This window comes from Paenibacillus sp. NPDC057886 (assembly GCF_042796655.1).
Lineage (GTDB): Bacteria > Bacillota > Bacilli > Paenibacillales > Paenibacillaceae > Paenibacillus.
The window spans coordinates 799,819-818,405 of sequence record NZ_JBHVMZ010000002.1 but is presented as its reverse complement, the minus strand read 5'-3'; the positions used below and the strand labels follow the sequence as shown (position 1 = coordinate 818,405).

Sequence of the window (18,587 nt, the reverse complement as noted above, 5' to 3'; positions counted from 1 at the left end):
TGTATTAGGCATGCCGCCAGCGTTCGTCCTGAGCCAGGATCAAACTCTCCAATAAAGTATTGAAAAGAGCGATAAGCTCATTTTGAAACTGACGAGATTAAAAATCTCATTTATTTTGCTTCCAAATCATACAGCCCGAAGGCTTGTACCGATTTCTCAGCGTCGATCTTGCAAGCAAGATCGTTACTCACTCGTTGTTCAGTTTTCAAAGATCAAACTTGTTTCACTGCCGGGCGTTGTTCACCTCAGCAACTTTTATATCTTATCACATCCGAACCAACTTTGCAAGCTCTTTTTTTAAGTTTCTTTCGAAGCTTATTTCATTCGCTTGCTGCACTGTGTTTCTCGTGTTTTCTTGGCCGGAATTAGAATATACCATGTACATATTTGTAATGCAAGCTTTATTTTCAATAAAGTTATATCTTTCTACACTCCCTCTAATATGACTCCCATATTAGGCTGATCATATATACATTACACTGTTTAAGTCGCGTAAGAATATCTCTCCACCTATACATGCTATTCTCATACTCTACATTAAGTTTAATAAAAAAGCCTCTCCATATTGGAAAGGCCCTGTTCTTATATATGAATTAAAGATTAAGCTACCCAATGACTTCCTGGATATGTAGCTGCCTTTGCTGCATCAGATTGATGATTGTTCCCTCTACCGATACCATCGGCCGTGTAGGATGATCCCGATCTGAGAATATGATCTCACCAATTTGATTATTGCTAAGCTTCACTCGGATACCGTTATGGATCTGTGTGGAGCGCTGGACGAATACATTCACGATGGCAGGATCCAATTTGCCAAAAGCCTCACTCTGTATTTGTTCAAGTACCAAGTACGGTGACTGCGCCTTGCGATAGATCTTCTCCAGAGTCATAGCGTGGAAGATATCAGCGATAGCTACAATTTTGGCATAGATATGAATCTGCGTGCCGCTGAGCTGAAGCGGGTAACCCGACCCATCCACTTTTTCATGATGCTGCAATGCTGCAAGTCTAGCTCCCTCATTGATGGCCTTCGCCTGTTTCAGCACCTGATAGCCATATTTCGTATGCTGTTGGATCTCTGCCTGCTCTGATGCAGTTAACGTAGAGGGTTTATGGAGAATCTGTGGATCCACTTTGCTATTACCAATATCATGGAACAATCCTGCAAAAGCTACCTGCATCCAGTCTTTGGACGGCAGATCCATCCACTGTGCCAACTGATAAGATGTAATGGCACTCAAGACGGCATGGTGATACACATAATCATGTTCTTGCATCACTCGTGGACTGAAGGTAAGCACATTATACTGTTTGAGATGAACAAACAATGCTTCCAGCTGTGTACGCAACTCATATACAGGTAATTCAGCCGCCAGGGAGGATAGAAAAGCGTTTTTGGTCAGTCCAACCATCTTTTCATACTCTTCATGCAGAGATGTTACTGCGGGTGCGGAGGGTGCGCTGCTGCCTTTCCCTGCCCGTTCTCCGTTCTTCTCATTACCTGCATGGCCTGAAGATGCGGATGAGGCCTTAGAACCTGTAGTGCTTGTCCCTGTTCTCTCTTGCTCGATGTCCACTTGATGAATCATAAAGGCTCTGAGTACTTCCACATCTTTGGGCAAAATGACTTTGCCCTTCTGAAACAGCACATTGCCACGAAGCGTTTGCACGTCATTCCCCAGTTTAAGTCCTGGTTTAACTTCAGACAGGGTGATTAATCCCATGTTTATTCCCCTCACTCATCGTTCTTCTATAATGATAACAAGACCATAGTCCCGGTTTTTCACGTTAATTCCCATTATATTACCCAAAAATCAGGCTGTACATCCCAGATTTCGAGGAGAATGGTCCTGGAGCTGTGAAAATAACAAAGGGCCCCCATATGGGAGCCCTCCAACTTCACTGCAATCATGCAATGATTTTCGTTATAGAAAATTGATCCTATGCTTCGGAACCTGAATCATCGCCCTCAACTTCAGCATCGGAAACCGCGCCTTCATCCAGAGTTGACTCTGAACCTTCAGAATCAGCAGCTTCTGCGCCTTCAAGCAATTCTTCGTCGTCTGGTTCTTCCTCATTCTTGTCAATTCGGCTGACTGTAGCTACGGCATCTTCATCCCGAATATGAATCAGCTTCACGCCTTGCGTGTATCGACCCATCGTGGATATGCCTTCCATACTCATCCGGATTAATGTACCACTGGAAGTGATGATCATCAGATCTTCTTCCGTCTTAACCATTTTCAGACTGACTACCGCACCGTTCTTATCTGTGACGTTAATGGTTTTAATCCCTTTACCGCCACGAGTCTGCATCCGATAATCACTGACAGGGGTACGTTTACCGTAACCTTTGGCTGTAACAATCAGAACATCCAGTTCCTGATCAACAACGTCCATACCGATTACGACATCCTGCTCATCCAGTGTGATCCCTTTAACCCCGGTTGCACTCCGTCCCATGGAACGAACATTTCCTTCCGAGAATCGGATGGACATCCCGTGAGCTGTACCCATAATGATCTCTTGCTGTCCGTCTGTCAGCTTAACATCAATAAGGGCATCATCATCACGCAGGGAAATTCCGATCAGACCGCCTTTGCGAATGTTCGTGTAATCCTCAAGTGGTGTCTTCTTCACAACCCCTTGACGGGTAGCAAAGAACAGATACTTGTCACTTTCGAATTCCTGAACCGGAATTACGGCGTTGACCGATTCACCCTGCTCGATCTGAATCAGGTTGATAATCGGCGTTCCCCGTGCTGTACGTCCAAGCTCTGGAATCTCATAAGCTTTGAGACGGTACACTTTACCTTTGTCGGTAAAGAACATGAGGTAATTATGGGAATTGGTCACAAATAGATGTTCAACAAAGTCAGTATCTTTGGTGTCCATTCCCACAACCCCACGGCCGCCACGCTTCTGACTGCGGTATGTCGATACCGGCAGACGTTTCACATAGCCTGTATGGGTAATGGTGATGATAACCTCTTCACGCGGAATCAGATCCTCGTCCAGAATGCTCTCTTCACCTACAGTGATTTCGGTACGACGATCATCGCTGAAGCGATCACGGATTTCTTGCAGCTCCGTGCTGATAATTTCGAGCACCAGGTGCTCGTTGGCCAAAATTTCACGATATTCCTTAATTTTGACCATCAGTTCGTTATACTCATTTTCGATGCGCTCACGTTCCAGACCTGTCAGGCGTTGCAGACGCATATCGAGGATAGCTTGAGCCTGATCATGACTGAGTGAGAAACGCTCGATCAGACCTTCTCTGGCTGCATCTGTATTGCTGGATGAACGAATCAACGCAATAATTTCGTCGATGTGATCCAGCGCGATACGCAAGCCCTCCAGAATGTGTGCACGTGCTTCCGCTTTTTTCAGTTCGAATTGTGTACGTCTACGTATAACCTCAATCTGATGCTGCAAGTAGTGATACAACACTTCACGCAGATTCAGAATCTTAGGTTCTTTATTTACAATCGCGAGCATGTTAATTCCGAAGGTGGACTGCATCGCTGTATGCTTGTACAGATTGTTCAGCACTACACCCGGGTTCACATCTCTGCGAAGCTCAATCACAATCCGCATACCGTTACGGTCAGACTCATCACGGAGATCCGTAATACCATCAATCTTTTTATCACGTACCAACTCAGCAATCTTCTCAACGAGTCTTGCCTTATTCACCTGATAAGGAAGTTCCGTAACGATAATCCGTGCTTTGTTGTTGTTTTCTTCGATGTTGGTTTTGGCCCGCATCGTTACTGAACCACGTCCGGTCTGATACGCCTGGCGAATGCCGGAGCGTCCCAAAATATAACCGGAAGTTGGGAAGTCTGGTCCGTGAATATAATCCATCAATTCCATGGAAGTGATATCCGGATTTTTGATCATGGCCTGTACGCCGTCAATAACCTCTCCCAGGTTATGAGGAGGAATGTTGGTCGCCATACCTACCGCAATCCCGCCTACACCATTGACAAGCAAGTTAGGGAAACGAGCTGGCAGAACGATAGGTTCACTTTCTTCACCGTCATAGTTCGGCTGGAAGTCGATCGTATCCTTGTTGATGTCTCTAAGCATTTCCATGGCAATCTTGGACAACCGGGCTTCCGTATAACGCATGGCTGCTGCCATATCGCCATCCACCGATCCAAAGTTACCATGTCCATCTACGTGCATGTAGCGCAGGGAGAAATCCTGTGCCATCCGTACCATCGTTTCGTATACGGCAGAGTCACCGTGTGGGTGATACTTACCGATAACTTCGCCGACGATTCTGGCTGATTTTTTATGTGGTTTATCGGGTGTCATGCCTAGCTCGGACATTGCGTACAGAATACGCCGGTGAACCGGCTTCAATCCGTCACGCACGTCAGGTAAGGCACGGCTCACAATAATGCTCATCGCATAATCCATAAACGATTCACGCATCTCGACGCCAATATCCCGATCTTTAATCTGCGAGTTCATTTCTTCCGCCATGCTGGACCTCCTTCTTGTCCTTCAACAAACATTCCATTCTTTCATTCAAAAATTAATATATGTGAAGAGCCTAACAAGGCTAAAACCGCACAAGGACGCTACTCTTTATTATATTACTTTCACAAAAGGTAAACAATTAAACGTCCGCTGGGCAATAGCCTTTCTTCCGGGAACTTTAGAGAGTCTGGGGGTTCGCCCTGCCTTCCTCCCCATTTGCACATACAATGCTAGAAAAAGCGGCAATTGTACTGTGTATATTCAGGCTGAGACCGTTCCCGTTCTACGATCAAACTACATCTGTGCAACAAAACCGCACAAAACGCCATATTTCTCTATTATACCACTGAAATCATCTCTTGTCCTTTGATTTCTCCGCGTCTGCCACTCTTATAAACCCCATTAAAACACGAAAGGACTGATGGCTCTTGGGCATCCAGCGTGTCTCCAGCAAATGGACCAAGACAGCTGTGTTACAACGCAGCCGTAATGTGAATGGATATATACCGGTAACACGACAATATAATCGCCAGACCCTGGAACGGATGACTGAATTATTCGAGTCAAACTATATCAAACCGGATCGGGGAACCTACGGAAATGGTGTTATGCGTGTAAAAACCATCCGTATAGACCCACACCCGATTATCGATGCAAGCACATCAGAAAACGCTGTTGATCCACTCTCCCCTTCCGCAGCTGAAGTCGGTGCCGAGAACTCTGCTGAAGTCCCCCTGACAACGTATGAACTTCGATATGGGACGGAGGAGAAACACTTCCATTCCCTCGATGAGCTGGATCTGGCGCTCACTGAACGTATCCAGGAGCGGGACTACATTATTCAGCAAGGTATTCCGCTGATGAAACATGATGGGTTACCTTTTGACCTGCGGGTACTGACCCAGAAAAATCTACAACGCAACTGGGAAACGACAGGTATCCTGGGAAGAGTTGCTGCACCGGGCAAGATCATTACCAACATTCATGGCGGCGGACGATTGGCCACCTTTAATGAGTTGGTACGCCCTCATTTTGACCAGGATCTGTTCCAGCAACTGCGCAGTGAGCTATATCGTTTAGGCATTCATACAGCGGTACAGCTTCAGCAGTCATTTCCAAGACTCAAAGAGATTGGTATCGATATCGCACTGGATGAAGATGGACGGCCATGGATTATTGAAGTTAACACATTGCCGGGCATTTATGCTTTTGGCCTGTTGCCCGATAAGGAAACGTACCGGAAGATCAAGCGTTATGCGAGAGCGTACGGCAGATTACCCTCCAAAAAAGGGAAAACATCTCGTACCTCCCCAAAGGTCGAGGCCTCCTCTCCCAAAAGCCGCACACACCGATAACAGGCACTCCAGAGTCCGGCCTAAAATTTCTATGTTATAACCCCATAATGTAAAAGAGGCGCCCTCGCAGGCGCCTCTTCGAATATCGTTAGATGTCGAGGTTTTTCACGTATTTTGCATTTTCCTGAATAAAGTCACGACGAGGTTCAACATTATCTCCCATCAGGGTGTCGAACATGGCATCGGCCAACATCGCATCGCTGATCGATACTTGAAGCATGGTCCGGCTCTCAGGGTCCATCGTCGTTTCCCACAATTGTCCAGCATTCATCTCACCGAGACCTTTATAACGCTGGATATTGAACTTCGCATTTTCGCCGAGAGTTGCAATAATTTCATCGCGTTCCTTCTCGGAACCAGCATAACGAATCACTTTATTGCGCTCAATCTTGAACAATGGCGGTTGGGCAATGTATACATAACCCGCCTCAATGATTTTACGCATATAGCGATAGAGGAATGTCAGAAGCAATGTTCTAATGTGGGCGCCATCGACGTCGGCATCCGTCATCAAAATGATTTTGTGATAACGTGCTTTGGCAATATCGAAGTCATCACCAATCCCGGTCCCCATTGCGGTAATGATCGCTCTGATCTCCGCATTACCCAAAATCCGGTCAAGGCGTGCTTTTTCCACGTTCAGAATCTTACCACGTAGTGGCAAAATCGCTTGGAAATGACGATCTCGTCCTTGCTTCGCTGATCCACCAGCGGAGTCACCTTCGACGATGTACAATTCACTGATTGAAGCATCCTTGGATGAACAGTCGGCCAATTTACCTGGCAAAGAGCTGACTTCGAGTGCACCTTTACGACGCGTCAGTTCACGGGCTTTACGAGCTGCTTCACGTGCACGGGCAGCTTGCAGTCCTTTTTCCAAAATGCGACGGGATACGGAAGGATTCTCTTCCAGGAATTCCTGCAGCTTCTCAGCAAACAGGGATTCGACAATTCCGCGCACTTCACTGTTACCCAGCTTGGTCTTCGTCTGTCCCTCAAATTGCGGTTCAGGGATCTTGACTGAGATGATCGCTGTCAGACCTTCACGTACATCATCCCCGGACAGGTTACCTGTGCTGTCTTTGATTACGCCCGCTTTGCGTGCATAATCATTGATAATCCGGGTAAGGGCACTCTTGAATCCGGATTCGTGCGTTCCACCCTCATGTGTGTTGATGTTGTTCGCAAAAGAATAAATATTCTCGGTGTAGCTGTCATTGTATTGCAATGCAACTTCAACCTGAATGTTGTCTCTTGATCCTTCCACATAAATCGGGTTTTCGTGCAGCACTTCGCGCTTCTGGTTCAGGAAGGAGACATACTCGATAATACCGCCCTCATACAGGAAAGAGTTGGTTACACCTGTACGTTCATCGGTTAAGGTCATGCCAATTCCCTTGTTCAGGAACGCGAGCTCACGAATACGGGTCAGCAAAGTTTCATAGTCATAAACTCTTGTTTCCGTGAAAATCTCCGGATCCGGATGGAACGTAACCGTTGTTCCCGTATCCTCCGTTGTACCGATCGTTTTCAGATCATACTGCGGAGCACCGCGACGGTATTCCTGTTGATACACATGGCCGTCAACCTTAACTGTAACAACAACCTTCGCTGATAGAGCATTGACGACAGATACACCTACCCCATGTAGACCACCGGATACTTTGTACCCGCCACCGCCAAATTTACCGCCCGCATGCAGAACAGTCATTACAACCTCAAGCGCAGGACGTTTCATTTTGGCATGTTCGCCGACAGGAATCCCCCGCCCGTTATCGACTACAGTGACGCTGTTATCTTCATGAATAGTAACTTCGATATGGTCACAATAACCTGCGAGTGCTTCGTCAATACTGTTGTCCACTACTTCCCAAACGAGATGATGCAGACCTTTGGCACTGGTGGAACCAATATACATCCCCGGTCGTTTACGTACGGCTTCCAGCCCTTCAAGTACTTGAATTTCATCTGCACCATATGACGGTTGATTCATAGACATGCCTTTCACCTACTTCTATAGATTCAATATCGTAAATATGCGTTAACTAAGAATGCATGCTGAAATGAACATATTCCCTTAATTCCAGTAAGCAATCTAAATAAAGACAAGCAGCAAAAGGTACAATAACTCGTACCGCCGATAGGCTAGAGATCAGGAAAAATGTGAGCTCGCTTCTTGAGCGTAGCTGAGGAAATAGGCGAGTAGTACACAATGTTTTTGGTCACGACAATGGACTTGGCTTCCTCTTCACCAATATGCTCCACTGTTTTTTCCTGCTCTGCATGCGTGACATACTGCTTGGAGATTTTTGAGGATTTTTCAATCGATATATCAAAAATAGCGACCAATTCGGAAGAACGGATAATCTTCTCACCGCCCAGATGAATGTACATAAGCCCTCACTCCTTAGCGTTCAACCTGTCCGGCATGAACGTGATAAATACTGGCATCTTTGAGTTTGTCAACGTTCAGACTCTCGATGCCGGTAGCCGTAATAAAGGTTTGCACCTTGCTCTGGAACGTTTCGATCAGCTGCGTCTGACGAAAAGGATCCAGTTCAGACAGTACATCGTCCAGCAGCAGGACCGGATATTCTCCGATTTCTTCATGAATCAGTTCAATTTCCGCAAGTTTAAGGGACAACGCCGTTGTGCGCTGCTGCCCTTGCGAGCCATACGTTTGTACTTCCCGATCGTTAATGAAAAAGGACAGGTCATCCCGATGCGGCCCACTAAGCGTTGTGCCTCGGCGAATCTCCTGCTCTTTCATTTGTGATAATTTTATCATAAATTGGTCCATTAAGACAGCTTCATCTTCCTCAGCGGCTTCGCTGAAGGAAGGAAGGTAGGCCAGGCGCAGGACTTCTCCGCCTCCGGTGATGCCCTGATGAATCGTTTCTGCCCACTTTTGAAGTTTCTTTATGAATTGTTTCCTTTTTTTGACGATTTTAACACCATGCTCCACCAGTTGTTCATTCCACACCTCAAGCATGGTCTGGGCTGAAGCGTTCTGCCCCCATAATTGCTTGAGCAGATTGTTACGCTGGACGAGCACTTTTTGATATTGCTGCAGATGATACAGGTAGCCTGGAGCCACCTGTCCAATCTCCATGTCAAGAAACCGGCGGCGTACCCCCGGTGTGCCTTTGACAATCTCTAGATCTTCCGGTGCAAACATCACCACATTAAGCGCTCCGACAAAATCACTCAGCTTGCGCTGTTCCAGTCCGTTGATCTTTGCTTTTTTGCCTTGTTGCGACAAAGATAGCTCGAGCTTGACCGATCCGTACTTTTTGTCGACTTCTGCTGCAAGCCTCGCGCGTTCTTCACCGAAACGAATCAGTTCCTTGTCGCGGGATGTACGGTGGCTCTTGGTGAGTGCAAGCACAAAAATGGCTTCTGCAAGATTGGTCTTGCCTTGAGCATTTTGCCCGATCAAAAGATTCACAGGACCAAATGAATCGAGTCTCAGATGTTCATAATTGCGGAATTGCTGCAGATCTATGCTGTTTACAAACACGCGGTAACCTCCCTTTTATCCCGTCCGTCAGGAGGCAGCAGGATCTAACTGGTCTTCTTATTGTGCGACAACTTCGAACGAACCTTCTCCGTCCACCTCAACGATATCCCCAGGGTATAACTTGCGTCCCCGGCGTTCCTCAGGCTCTTTATTCACACGTACAAGTCCGTCCTGAAGCAATGCTTTGGCCATACCTCCGGTTGGGATGCAATCAGCCAGTTTCAAAAATTGGTCAAGCTTAATATATTCCGTACGAATCGCTACTTGGTTCACTAGGATCTTCCTCTCGTTAGTTGGTCGTCCGGTAAGGCAATATGACGTACAAGCTGTGACTGTCATCCAGCGGTTTCAGGATGATGGGGCTCATGACGCCAGTGAAAGCGATCATCAGCTGCTCACTTTCCACCACTTTCAGCACATCCAGCATATATTTGGAGTTGAACGAAATTTTCAGCGGTTCGCCGTTAAAGTCGGCAGGATCGATCTCTTCTCTTACTTTCCCCAGCTCGGAAGAGCTTGATGAAATTTCGATCGATCCGGAATCCATCGTCTGCATCCGCACAATGTTTGTTTTTTCTTCACGCGACAGCAAATAAGCCCGGTCGATAGATTCGCTTAATTTTTTGGTATCCAAAACGAGTTCTGTTTTGTACGAAGTCGGAATAATTCTAGAAGTATCCGGATAAGTTCCGTCCAAAATGCGCGAATAGAACAGAACACGGTCGATTTTGAACAAAACCTGGTTGTCAGCGACAACGATATCCACAAGTGTATTTTGATCCGGCACAATTTTGCTGAGTTCGTTCAGCGTTTTGCCCGAGATCACCACATTGTTGAATCTCACACCTTCTGCATTATCCAGCATTGCTGAACGAGTAGCAAGACGGTGACGGTCAGTTGCCACAAATTTCAGTTCATTGTCGCCCAAACTCCAGAGTACACCTGTCAGAATCGGCGTAGTTTCATGTGTGGAAATGGAGAATACGGTTTGTTTAATCATATTTTTGAGCAAATCTCCTGGAATGGAGACGGTTTGGTTTTCTTCGATGCTTGGCAATACCGGGAATTCTTCCGGATCAAGACCAACCAGTTGAATTTCGGTAGCTCCTGCGGAGATAAAGGTGTTGAAGTTTTCTTTTACCTCCATGTGCACTTCTTGGGAAGGCAGCTTTTTGATGATCTCGACAAAAAACTTGGCTGGCAGAACAACGCTACCTGGTTGTTCCACCTGGACAACACTTTTATCTCCATCTTCAAGCGGGATGAAGGATTGAATTGAAATATCGGTGTCGCTTGCTGTCAACGTCACACCTTGATGATTAACGTCGAATTTGATACCGCTCAAAATCGGGATCGTCGTACGGCTTGAGATGGCTTTGGATACTTGCTGGATGGATTCGTTCAAGTAGCTTTTCATTATGCTGATTTTCATGGTTTCACTCCTAGCGGGTTTTTTGGGTGTTGAGGTGTTGAAATGTGTTTTTCAAAAGGCCGGAGGCCGAGCTTCGAAATCGCTTATTTGGAGATGATATCTTTTAGATCTTTATAGTAATAATAGTAATAGGGGCACTGAATATGTGGATAAGTGGGTATAAACCCATAAAATCAAGCCTATCCACATGTGTACACGTTGTGCATAGGCTTGGGACTTGTTCAGGTTGGATTCTTAATTTTTTCGGTTAAGTTGTTGATAACTTTATAGAGATCTTGATCGTTTTTAATCGCTTGGGAGATCTTTTCATGAGCATGTATGACGGTGGTATGATCTCGCCCTCCGAATGCTTCACCGATTTTGGGCAGAGAAAAGTCTGTAAGTTCACGAGAGAGATACATGGCAATCTGTCTTGGGAACGCAACGGCCTTGGTCCGTTTCCGTGCTTTGAAATCTTCAAGCTTAAGGCTGTAATACTCGCCGACCTTTTGTTGGATGTCGTGAATAGTGATCATTTTCGGTCGACTGGAAGGAATAATATCCTTCAGTGCTTCAGCTGCTAGATGAGTGGTTACATCTTGATTAGTCAGCGAAGAATAGGCAACAACCCGAATCAGGGCACCTTCCAGTTCACGAATATTGGTATCAATCTGGTTGGCGATGTACATCATCGCCTCATTCGGAATATCCAGGTTTTCCGCACGAGCTTTTTTACGCAAAATAGCAATCCGTGTCTCCAGATCTGGAGGCTGGATATCCGTAATTAACCCCCATTCAAAACGGGAACGAAGCCGTTCTTCCAGGGTCGGAATTTCCTTCGGCGGTCTGTCGCTGGAGATGATGATCTGTTTCCGTTCCTCATGCAGCGCATTAAACGTATGGAAAAATTCCTCTTGCGTCGATTCTTTTCCAGCCAAGAACTGAATATCATCAATGAGCAGAATATCGACACTACGGTATTTGTTACGGAAACTCTCCCCGCGGTTGTCACGGATCGAGTTAATGAATTCGTTCGTGAATTTCTCAGATGACAAATAAACAACTTTGCTGCCCGGATCATGCTCCAGGACGTAATGTCCGATCGCATGCATCAAGTGAGTTTTGCCGAGACCTACCCCTCCATAGAGAAACAGAGGATTGTAAGCTTTGGCGGGCGCTTCAGCGACCGCCAGCGATGCGGCGTGGGCAAAACGGTTGCCCGGCCCAATGACAAATGTATCGAATGTATATTTCGGATTCAGCATGCTGAGTACCGCTTCTTCCTGAACAACTGTAGGCGTTGGCGCTGGCAGTTGAGGGTCCGGTTCAGCAGGCTTGTTCTCCTCGATGACAAATTTCACATCGACCTGTTTGCCAAGCAGCTCATATACCGTCGATCCGACCAGTTTGGTGTAACGGCTCTCCAGCCATTCGACGGCAAACGTGGTTGGTGCGGATATGACGATCGAACGATCATTCAGCTTGGTCGCTTTGGTTGCTTTGAACCAAGTGTCAAAGCTGGGTTTGCTGAGCTTGTTTTGTATGATTGATAAAATTTGCTGCCATAAATCAGAAGTATGGCTGTCCACAGACTGTCACTCCTTTTACATGTTCCAAGTGTGGCTTAAGCCATGATTCAGTGTCGAAATACGAGATATATTGTTGAATTTATCCCCAAACCCCCGCAGGTCGAAAACAAAAAAAGAATGAACAACGGAAAATTGTTCACAACTTTATCCACAGGCTGTTGATAATATTATGGGTCAGATCACATATTCACATCCAAAAGTAATACAATCATAGCAAAAGAAGCCCGGCATTTCAATGTATCGTGTGATTTTATCCACAAATTCAATAACTTGTGTATAATTTTTAATCACAACACAATATATTGTTTATAAATTGTTTAACTTTCGACAAGATGACCCAAAAACCCAAATTATTTTATACACAGGTTATTCGTCAAATGATGCTGAATTGTGTGTGAAAATATTCTCTGTTTGTGAATAACCTCTCTGTGGATAACCGTAAAGTGAAAATTACCGTTTTGGGGATTTACAGGAGAGTGACTCTTCATGCCCGTTTTCCTTTTTCGAAGAGAGGAATTGAGGACACGACAAAATGAAAGACATCGGAGGTCAAGGAGATGCCTGTTGAACGGAAGGAGCGTGTACTGATTTGTATGAACTAAACGTAGAATTTATTCCTAAAAGAGGTAGGTGGATATGCGCGCAAACATTGGATCATTGAAGCAGATTTGTTTATGCCAAAAAGAGGTTGTTCTTTAAGACCGGAATGGTGGTCAAAGAGAACAACCTCTTTTTGGTGGTTATAAAAGGATGATTTACTCGATATGAGCGGAAAATTTACGTTGGAATTCCGCGATGTCTGCGTATTCTTCTTCCAATTTTCGCGAAATGCGAATAAAGATGGGGAGCAGCTCCTGGTAGATCGATGCATGTTCTTTGATAGGGGTATGCTTGTGCGTTGTACCTACCATAGATGAAACGGCATGAAGCGACTTAATTCGCCCTGTCGCATAAAGACCGAGCACGACAGCCCCCAGACAGGAACTTTCGAAGCTCTCAGGCACGATGACTTCCTGGTTGAATATATCGGACATCATCTGACGCCAGAGTGGGGAACGAGCGAAACCACCCGTTGCCTGAATGGAGGTAGGTTGTCCGATCTGTTCTTCCATGGCCAGCAGTACTGTATATAGGTTGAAAATAACCCCTTCCAAAACGGAACGGATCATATGCTCTTTCTGGTGATGAAGGGTCAAACCAAAGAAGGAACCTCGGGCGTCCGGATTCCATAAAGGGGCGCGTTCCCCTGAAAGGTACGGATGGAATAGAAGCCCTTCCGACCCCGGACTGACGCGTTCTGCAATCTTGGTGAGTACATCATAGGAATTAATACCGAGCCGTTTGGCTGTTTCCACTTCCGAAGCAGCGAATTCGTCCCGTACCCAGCGGAAAAGCATGCCACCGTTATTCACAGGTCCGCCGATAACCCAAAGATTCTCGGTGAGGGCATAACAGAACGTTCTACCTTTGGGATCGGTAACAGGACGGTCAACGACGGTGCGAATCGCTCCGCTGGTGCCGATCGTTGCTGCAACAACGCCAGGCTCAATGGCGTTTACACCCAGATTGGACAATACCCCGTCACTTGCACCGACGACGAAGGGAGTAGAGGGGGAGAGGGCCATTTTTTCAGCCCATGTACGATCCATTCCCTCTATAGTATGTGTGGTCGGGACGAGCTTCGATAGATGGTCAGCTGTAATGCCTGCAACCTCAAGGGCTTCGACATCCCAATCCAGTTGTTCCAGATTGAGTAGGCCGGTACAGGAGGCGATGGAGTGATCTACGACATATTGACCGAACAGACGGAAGAACAAATATTCTTTAATAGAGATAAATTTGGCCGTGCGTTGAAAAAGTTCAGGCTCGTCATGGCGCAGCCACATTAATTTGGTCAGTGGCGACATGGGGTGAATCGGTGTACCTGTACGCAAATAGATACGATGGCCCAGTCCATTCTCTTGCAGTTTGGCAGCCCAGGCAGCACTCCGGTTATCAGCCCAAGTGATGCAGCGGGTGAGGGGGGTGCCATCTTGTCCCATCGCAATGACACTGTGCATGGCAGAGCTGCAGGACACGAACATAATTTGTTCCGCAGCTACGCCGCTTTGATCCATCACGCCGCGTACGGAGCGAAGGGCAGCTTGCACAATTTGTTCTGGATCCTGCTCAGCGACATCCGGAGCTGGGGTGTATAAAGGATATTCCTGAGTCGATGTGCTTACAACTTCACCCTGTTCCGTAAATAGTACGGATTTGGTACTGGTTGTACCGATATCCATACCAATCATATAGTTGTTCATTTTAAATAAACCTTCTTTCTTTTGAACCCGTAAAGTTAAAACTCGAATTATTTGAACTTATTTTCTTCTTCTATATAGATATTCAATTTATACAACTGTACTCAGCAGCAAAATAAAGATCAGTCCAACGACAGATAGTAGTGTTTCCATAACGGTCCACGTCTTCAGGGTCTGTGATACGCTCATATTGAAGAATTCTTTGATCATCCAGAAGCCTGCGTCATTCACGTGGGAGAGAACAAGTGAACCTGCACCAGTAGCGAGTACAACCAGCTCAATATTGGCACCTGGGGTTAGTGCAAGAACCGGAGCTACAATACCAGCTGCTGTCGTCATTGCCACAGTCGCTGAACCGGTAGCAACCCGAATGAGTGCAGCTACAAGCCAGGCGAACAGGATTACGTTAATATTGGCATGTGTGGCGACCTCAGCAATGGCATTACCTACGCCGCTATTGATCAACACCTGCTTGAACGCACCGCCTCCGCCAATAATGAGAATGATGGTCGCCGTAGGCGCCAGACATTCACTGGTGAAGCGGGAGATGTCATGTTTGTTGAACCCGCGTGAGAAGCCGAGTGAAAAGAGGGCGAACACGACGGAGATCAGCAGCGCTATAATTTCATGGCCAATAAATTCACAGAAAACCGTAAATCCGCTTGTGGCATCCGGGTCTACGATATTGGCGATAGAGCCAATAAGCATCAAAATGACCGGCAGCAAGATGGTAAACAGGGTTATTCCGAAACCAGGCAAGTTGTTGCTTTTTTTCGTAGCGAATTGTTCAGCCAGCTCTGCAGGCGGTTCGGTATGTATTCTTTTACCGATAAATTTACCGAACAGAGGTCCAGCGATAATAGCAGTAGGGATACCTACAATAAGGGAGTACAAGATCGTTTTTCCCAAATCGGCGCTGAACGCTTCGATCGCAATCATGGGTGCCGGGTGAGGTGGAACCAGACCATGTACAGTCGAAAGACCTGCCAAAATCGGAATACCGATTTGCAGCAGCGACATATTGGTTTTACGTGCAACGGTAAAAATGATCGGAATCAGCAGAATGACGCCGACTTCGAAGAAAACAGGAATACCGACGATAAAACCAACAATCATCATCGCCCAATGCACACGTTTCACACCGAAACGATCCACAAGAGTGGTGGCAATACGCTCGGCTCCGCCGGATTCAGCCATCATCTTACCAAGCATCGTGCCCAGACCGATAACGATGGCGATCGTTCCAAGTGTGCCACCAAGTCCACCAGTAATAGAAGTAATTACATCGGCAGGCTTCATACCAGCGAGTAAACCAAGCATTAATGCCGATATCAAAAGAGTAATGAAAGGATTCCATTTATATTTGGAGATCAATACGATCAGAAATACGATCGCAATCAATGTCCAGACCAATAACGTTGCATTGTGGGATAACCCAAAAAGAGTGCTCATGAAGTATGCTCCTTTATTGTGATATATAACGCTTACAACTGATCTATGATCAGGTGGAGGGAAGTTGCTTTACAATTCATGTAGCCTGGGCTGCTAAATCCCCCTTAATATGCCCCAAAAAATTGAAACAAATCGCATTTTGTATACTTGTCGACAAGTTGGAAGGCAATCATTCACAATGGATATGATTGCAAACTCCCTGCACAGATATTCCACGAAGTGATGAATGGAATTTCATCACCTTGTCATTAGGAATCAAAGCTTTCGTGCAACGTCTTGCCTGAATCCTGGAAATACGTACGAACTCCAGATTGAATCCGTTCTTTGTCACCCGATTCAAGGGCCTCAATCAGCAGACGGTGTTTATCAATTACAGCGCTTACTTTCTGCTCGCCCTGAATAAATACCCTGCGGGTGGTGAGCAGCATGACTGTCATGACAACATAACGAATGCTTTTCCATAGATGTAAAATACGGGAATGCTTGGCGGCTTCGATAATGGTCTCGTGAAAGATCAGATCCTGATATGCAAATTCAACCGCATCTTGGTGGCGTCCAGCCAAGTCCATCTTGTCTATCACATTGCTTAACTGGGTAATCAATTGTTCTGGGACATCCCCTGCAAGTCGTTGCTGTACAAAGCTTTCAATCAGGAAACGAACGTCATACAATTCCTCGACATCTTTAATTTTCAATCCAATGACAACGACACCCATGCGCTCCAGCCGAATAAGCCCTTCATTCGACAATGTTTTTAACGCTTCACGTACAGGTGATCGACTGCTGTCAAAATCAGCGGCAATCCGATTTTCTGACAAAATTTCGCCAGGACGAAGGGTTCCGCTAATAATCCGCAGTCTTAATTCGCAGGCAATGGCTTCCCCGCGGGAAGCTCCCTGAAGCCAGGATGAAGGAAACAGCATAATGGCTAACGCTCCTATTATAAGTAATCAGTTCAATACTGATCATAGCACAACTATTTTGCTGATTGAGCGTTTTACACCAATCCTTATAACGAGAATAAATGGCAGTATGATCTGTGCGCGTGCTGAATTTAGGAACGTCATACTGCTTCAAATGGATTTTTCAAAGAGCTAGAGGAACAATTGTCTTCCTTTAAATGAGTCTGGATTTGTACTGCACTTCTCATAAGTATACTTGTATACAAGATGTGTTTTTTTATCCTACACCTTTCTCGAATACTTGTAAACCATAAGAATAAAGCGGATACATTAAATTTAAAGTATGTCACTTCAAAAGCTATAATACATGGGTCATCTAATGGATAGCTGCACCACTGAATTTCTTCAGAAACGTAGGAATATTAACCAAAATCAGAGCCAATGAAGCTGTCTGTCATCGGAAAATATTCTTTATCCACATGTGAATAACTTGAAAAAGTAATTGAAGATAGAATTATGGGGTTTGAGGGGTGTGGATAACCGTGAAAGCTGATTTTTGGTGAACGAATCGGGACTTGGGGATAACTTTTGGAGCTCCTAAATGCTGCTTTAAGAAGGTTGTAAACAGGCTGACGCATCGATGGCCGTTTAGGCGGGGTGGAATAGGCATTAAAAGGAGAAGGGAGGCAAGAGGCTCGCAGTTGACTTTTCCAGGTGTTCATGGTTAAATATATAAAGGTGTTTTCTGTGAAGATGAAAGTGATTCATCACATAAGTATTTCCTTGTGAGGAGGTGCAATACATTGAGACCTACATTCAAACCGAACGTTAGCAAACGTAAAAAAGTTCATGGTTTCCGGAAAAGAATGAGCACGAGCAACGGACGTAAAGTTCTGGCTGCACGTCGCCTTAAAGGCCGTAAAGTCCTGAGTGCTTAATGCATGTGAAGACCACCGAGGTGGTCTTTTTTTTCTTAAATAGGTCATTTCAGACTGGATGCTGGTATAGGTCAGGTCTGAATTGGTTGCGCAAAAGCATAAGTGTACATTTATGTTCAATGAATGAGATGTCCGTTTTTTCGAAAACGTTCCTTATATAATGAAGTTGCCGCCAAGACGGTTTATCGTTATTCAAGAAAGCCTATACTAAATCAGTAATGAGGCCTTCGTCAATAATGTTGGTGGAGAACAGCAAGGAGAAGCGCCGTGTATAAAAGACTGCGTTTACGAAACCGGGCGGACTTTAGCCGTGTATACCGGTATGGGAAATCGTTTGCCAATCATCAGTTTGTGGTGTATGGCTGTCGTCGTAAAGATACAGAACAATTCCGAGTGGGTGTATCCTGCAGCAAGAAAATCGGAAACGCTGTCGTACGCAACCGGATGAGACGCATGATTAAGGAAATTGTACGCCATCATGAGAAAGAGATTGTCACGCAGATGGATCTGATCTTTATCGTCAGAAAAGGTGCATTGGACATGTCCTATAAGGATATGGAAAAAAGCCTGCTGCATGCGATGCGTAAGGGCTCTCTTTTGAAGTCGGGCAAGCGGTAAGCTTCGGT

The 18,587-nt window shown here is 45.7% G+C and carries 14 protein-coding genes; 3 read left to right on the top strand and 11 right to left on the bottom strand.

The window, feature by feature from the left end:
• Positions 1-605 precede the first annotated feature (605 nt).
• Together ACFVQB_RS10725 and gyrA are read right to left on the bottom strand one after the other, a co-directional pair.
• The gene (locus ACFVQB_RS10725; protein WP_379438036.1) at positions 606-1,724 is read right to left on the bottom strand and encodes an HD-GYP domain-containing protein; all 1,119 of its coding nucleotides are present in this window, start codon (positions 1,722-1,724) and stop codon (positions 606-608) included.
• Between the two features lie 217 nt (positions 1,725-1,941).
• The gene (gene gyrA, locus ACFVQB_RS10720; RefSeq protein ID WP_379438033.1) at positions 1,942-4,497 is read right to left on the bottom strand and encodes a DNA gyrase subunit A; all 2,556 of its coding nucleotides are present in this window, start codon (positions 4,495-4,497) and stop codon (positions 1,942-1,944) included.
• A gap of 425 nt (positions 4,498-4,922) precedes the next feature.
• Between gyrA and ACFVQB_RS10715 the strand changes: the two genes are divergently transcribed.
• On the top strand, positions 4,923-5,849 hold the full coding sequence (locus tag ACFVQB_RS10715; RefSeq protein WP_379438030.1) for a YheC/YheD family protein: 927 nt from the start codon (positions 4,923-4,925) through the stop codon (positions 5,847-5,849).
• A gap of 88 nt (positions 5,850-5,937) precedes the next feature.
• Here the strand turns inward: ACFVQB_RS10715 and gyrB are convergent, their stop codons facing one another.
• The 9 genes from gyrB to ACFVQB_RS10670 form a co-directional block, all read right to left on the bottom strand.
• Positions 5,938-7,848, bottom strand: a complete 1,911-nt coding sequence (gyrB, locus tag ACFVQB_RS10710; protein WP_379438027.1) for a DNA topoisomerase (ATP-hydrolyzing) subunit B — start codon at positions 7,846-7,848, stop codon at positions 5,938-5,940.
• 146 nt (positions 7,849-7,994) lie between these two features.
• On the bottom strand, positions 7,995-8,243 hold the full coding sequence (gene remB, locus ACFVQB_RS10705; RefSeq protein WP_017691405.1) for an extracellular matrix regulator RemB: 249 nt from the start codon (positions 8,241-8,243) through the stop codon (positions 7,995-7,997).
• 13 nt (positions 8,244-8,256) lie between these two features.
• On the bottom strand, positions 8,257-9,369 hold the full coding sequence (gene recF / locus ACFVQB_RS10700) for a DNA replication/repair protein RecF (RefSeq protein ID WP_024629510.1): 1,113 nt from the start codon (positions 9,367-9,369) through the stop codon (positions 8,257-8,259).
• 57 nt (positions 9,370-9,426) lie between these two features.
• Entirely contained in the window at positions 9,427-9,642 is a 216-nt protein-coding gene (gene yaaA, locus ACFVQB_RS10695) for a S4 domain-containing protein YaaA (RefSeq protein WP_024629511.1), read from the bottom strand.
• A 16-nt stretch (positions 9,643-9,658) separates the two neighbouring features.
• A complete protein-coding gene (gene dnaN, locus ACFVQB_RS10690) occupies positions 9,659-10,801 on the bottom strand; it encodes a DNA polymerase III subunit beta (RefSeq protein WP_379438022.1) in 1,143 nt (380 codons plus the stop codon).
• 221 nt (positions 10,802-11,022) lie between these two features.
• On the bottom strand, positions 11,023-12,369 hold the full coding sequence (dnaA, locus tag ACFVQB_RS10685) for a chromosomal replication initiator protein DnaA (protein ID WP_036611990.1): 1,347 nt from the start codon (positions 12,367-12,369) through the stop codon (positions 11,023-11,025).
• A gap of 755 nt (positions 12,370-13,124) precedes the next feature.
• Positions 13,125-14,672 carry a gluconokinase gene (gene gntK / locus ACFVQB_RS10680; RefSeq protein WP_379438018.1) on the bottom strand — a complete coding sequence of 516 codons (1,548 nt, stop codon included), beginning with the start codon at positions 14,670-14,672 and terminating at the stop codon, positions 13,125-13,127.
• An 87-nt stretch (positions 14,673-14,759) separates the two neighbouring features.
• On the bottom strand, positions 14,760-16,121 hold the full coding sequence (locus ACFVQB_RS10675; RefSeq protein WP_053781947.1) for a GntP family permease: 1,362 nt from the start codon (positions 16,119-16,121) through the stop codon (positions 14,760-14,762).
• A gap of 248 nt (positions 16,122-16,369) precedes the next feature.
• Complete coding sequence (locus ACFVQB_RS10670; protein WP_379438016.1) at positions 16,370-17,044, bottom strand: GntR family transcriptional regulator; 675 nt, start codon at positions 17,042-17,044, stop codon at positions 16,370-16,372.
• 782 nt (positions 17,045-17,826) lie between these two features.
• On the opposite strand from ACFVQB_RS10670, the gene rpmH reads away from it, so the two are divergent.
• Both rpmH and rnpA read left to right on the top strand, forming a co-directional pair.
• The gene (rpmH, locus tag ACFVQB_RS10665; protein WP_024629517.1) at positions 17,827-17,961 is read left to right on the top strand and encodes a 50S ribosomal protein L34; all 135 of its coding nucleotides are present in this window, start codon (positions 17,827-17,829) and stop codon (positions 17,959-17,961) included.
• Between the two features lie 267 nt (positions 17,962-18,228).
• Positions 18,229-18,579: a ribonuclease P protein component gene (gene rnpA / locus ACFVQB_RS10660; protein ID WP_024629518.1), complete on the top strand. Its 351-nt coding sequence runs from the start codon at positions 18,229-18,231 to the stop codon at positions 18,577-18,579.
• Positions 18,580-18,587: the final 8 nt, after the last annotated feature.

What these genes read in the sequence shown, in the direction of transcription:
- ACFVQB_RS10725 (WP_379438036.1), bottom strand. Translation starts at nt 1,724, where the DNA reads ATGGGATTAATCACCCTGTCTGAAGTTAAACCAGGACTTAAACTGGGG.
- gyrA (WP_379438033.1), bottom strand. Translation starts at nt 4,497, where the DNA reads ATGGCGGAAGAAATGAACTCGCAGATTAAAGATCGGGATATTGGCGTC.
- gyrB (WP_379438027.1), bottom strand. Translation starts at nt 7,848, where the DNA reads ATGTCTATGAATCAACCGTCATATGGTGCAGATGAAATTCAAGTACTT.
- remB (WP_017691405.1), bottom strand. Translation starts at nt 8,243, where the DNA reads ATGTACATTCATCTGGGCGGTGAGAAGATTATCCGTTCTTCCGAATTG.
- dnaN (WP_379438022.1), bottom strand. Translation starts at nt 10,801, where the DNA reads ATGAAAATCAGCATAATGAAAAGCTACTTGAACGAATCCATCCAGCAA.
- gntK (WP_379438018.1), bottom strand. Translation starts at nt 14,672, where the DNA reads ATGAACAACTATATGATTGGTATGGATATCGGTACAACCAGTACCAAA.
- ACFVQB_RS10675 (WP_053781947.1), bottom strand. Translation starts at nt 16,121, where the DNA reads ATGAGCACTCTTTTTGGGTTATCCCACAATGCAACGTTATTGGTCTGG.
- ACFVQB_RS10670 (WP_379438016.1), bottom strand. Translation starts at nt 17,044, where the DNA reads ATGCTGTTTCCTTCATCCTGGCTTCAGGGAGCTTCCCGCGGGGAAGCC.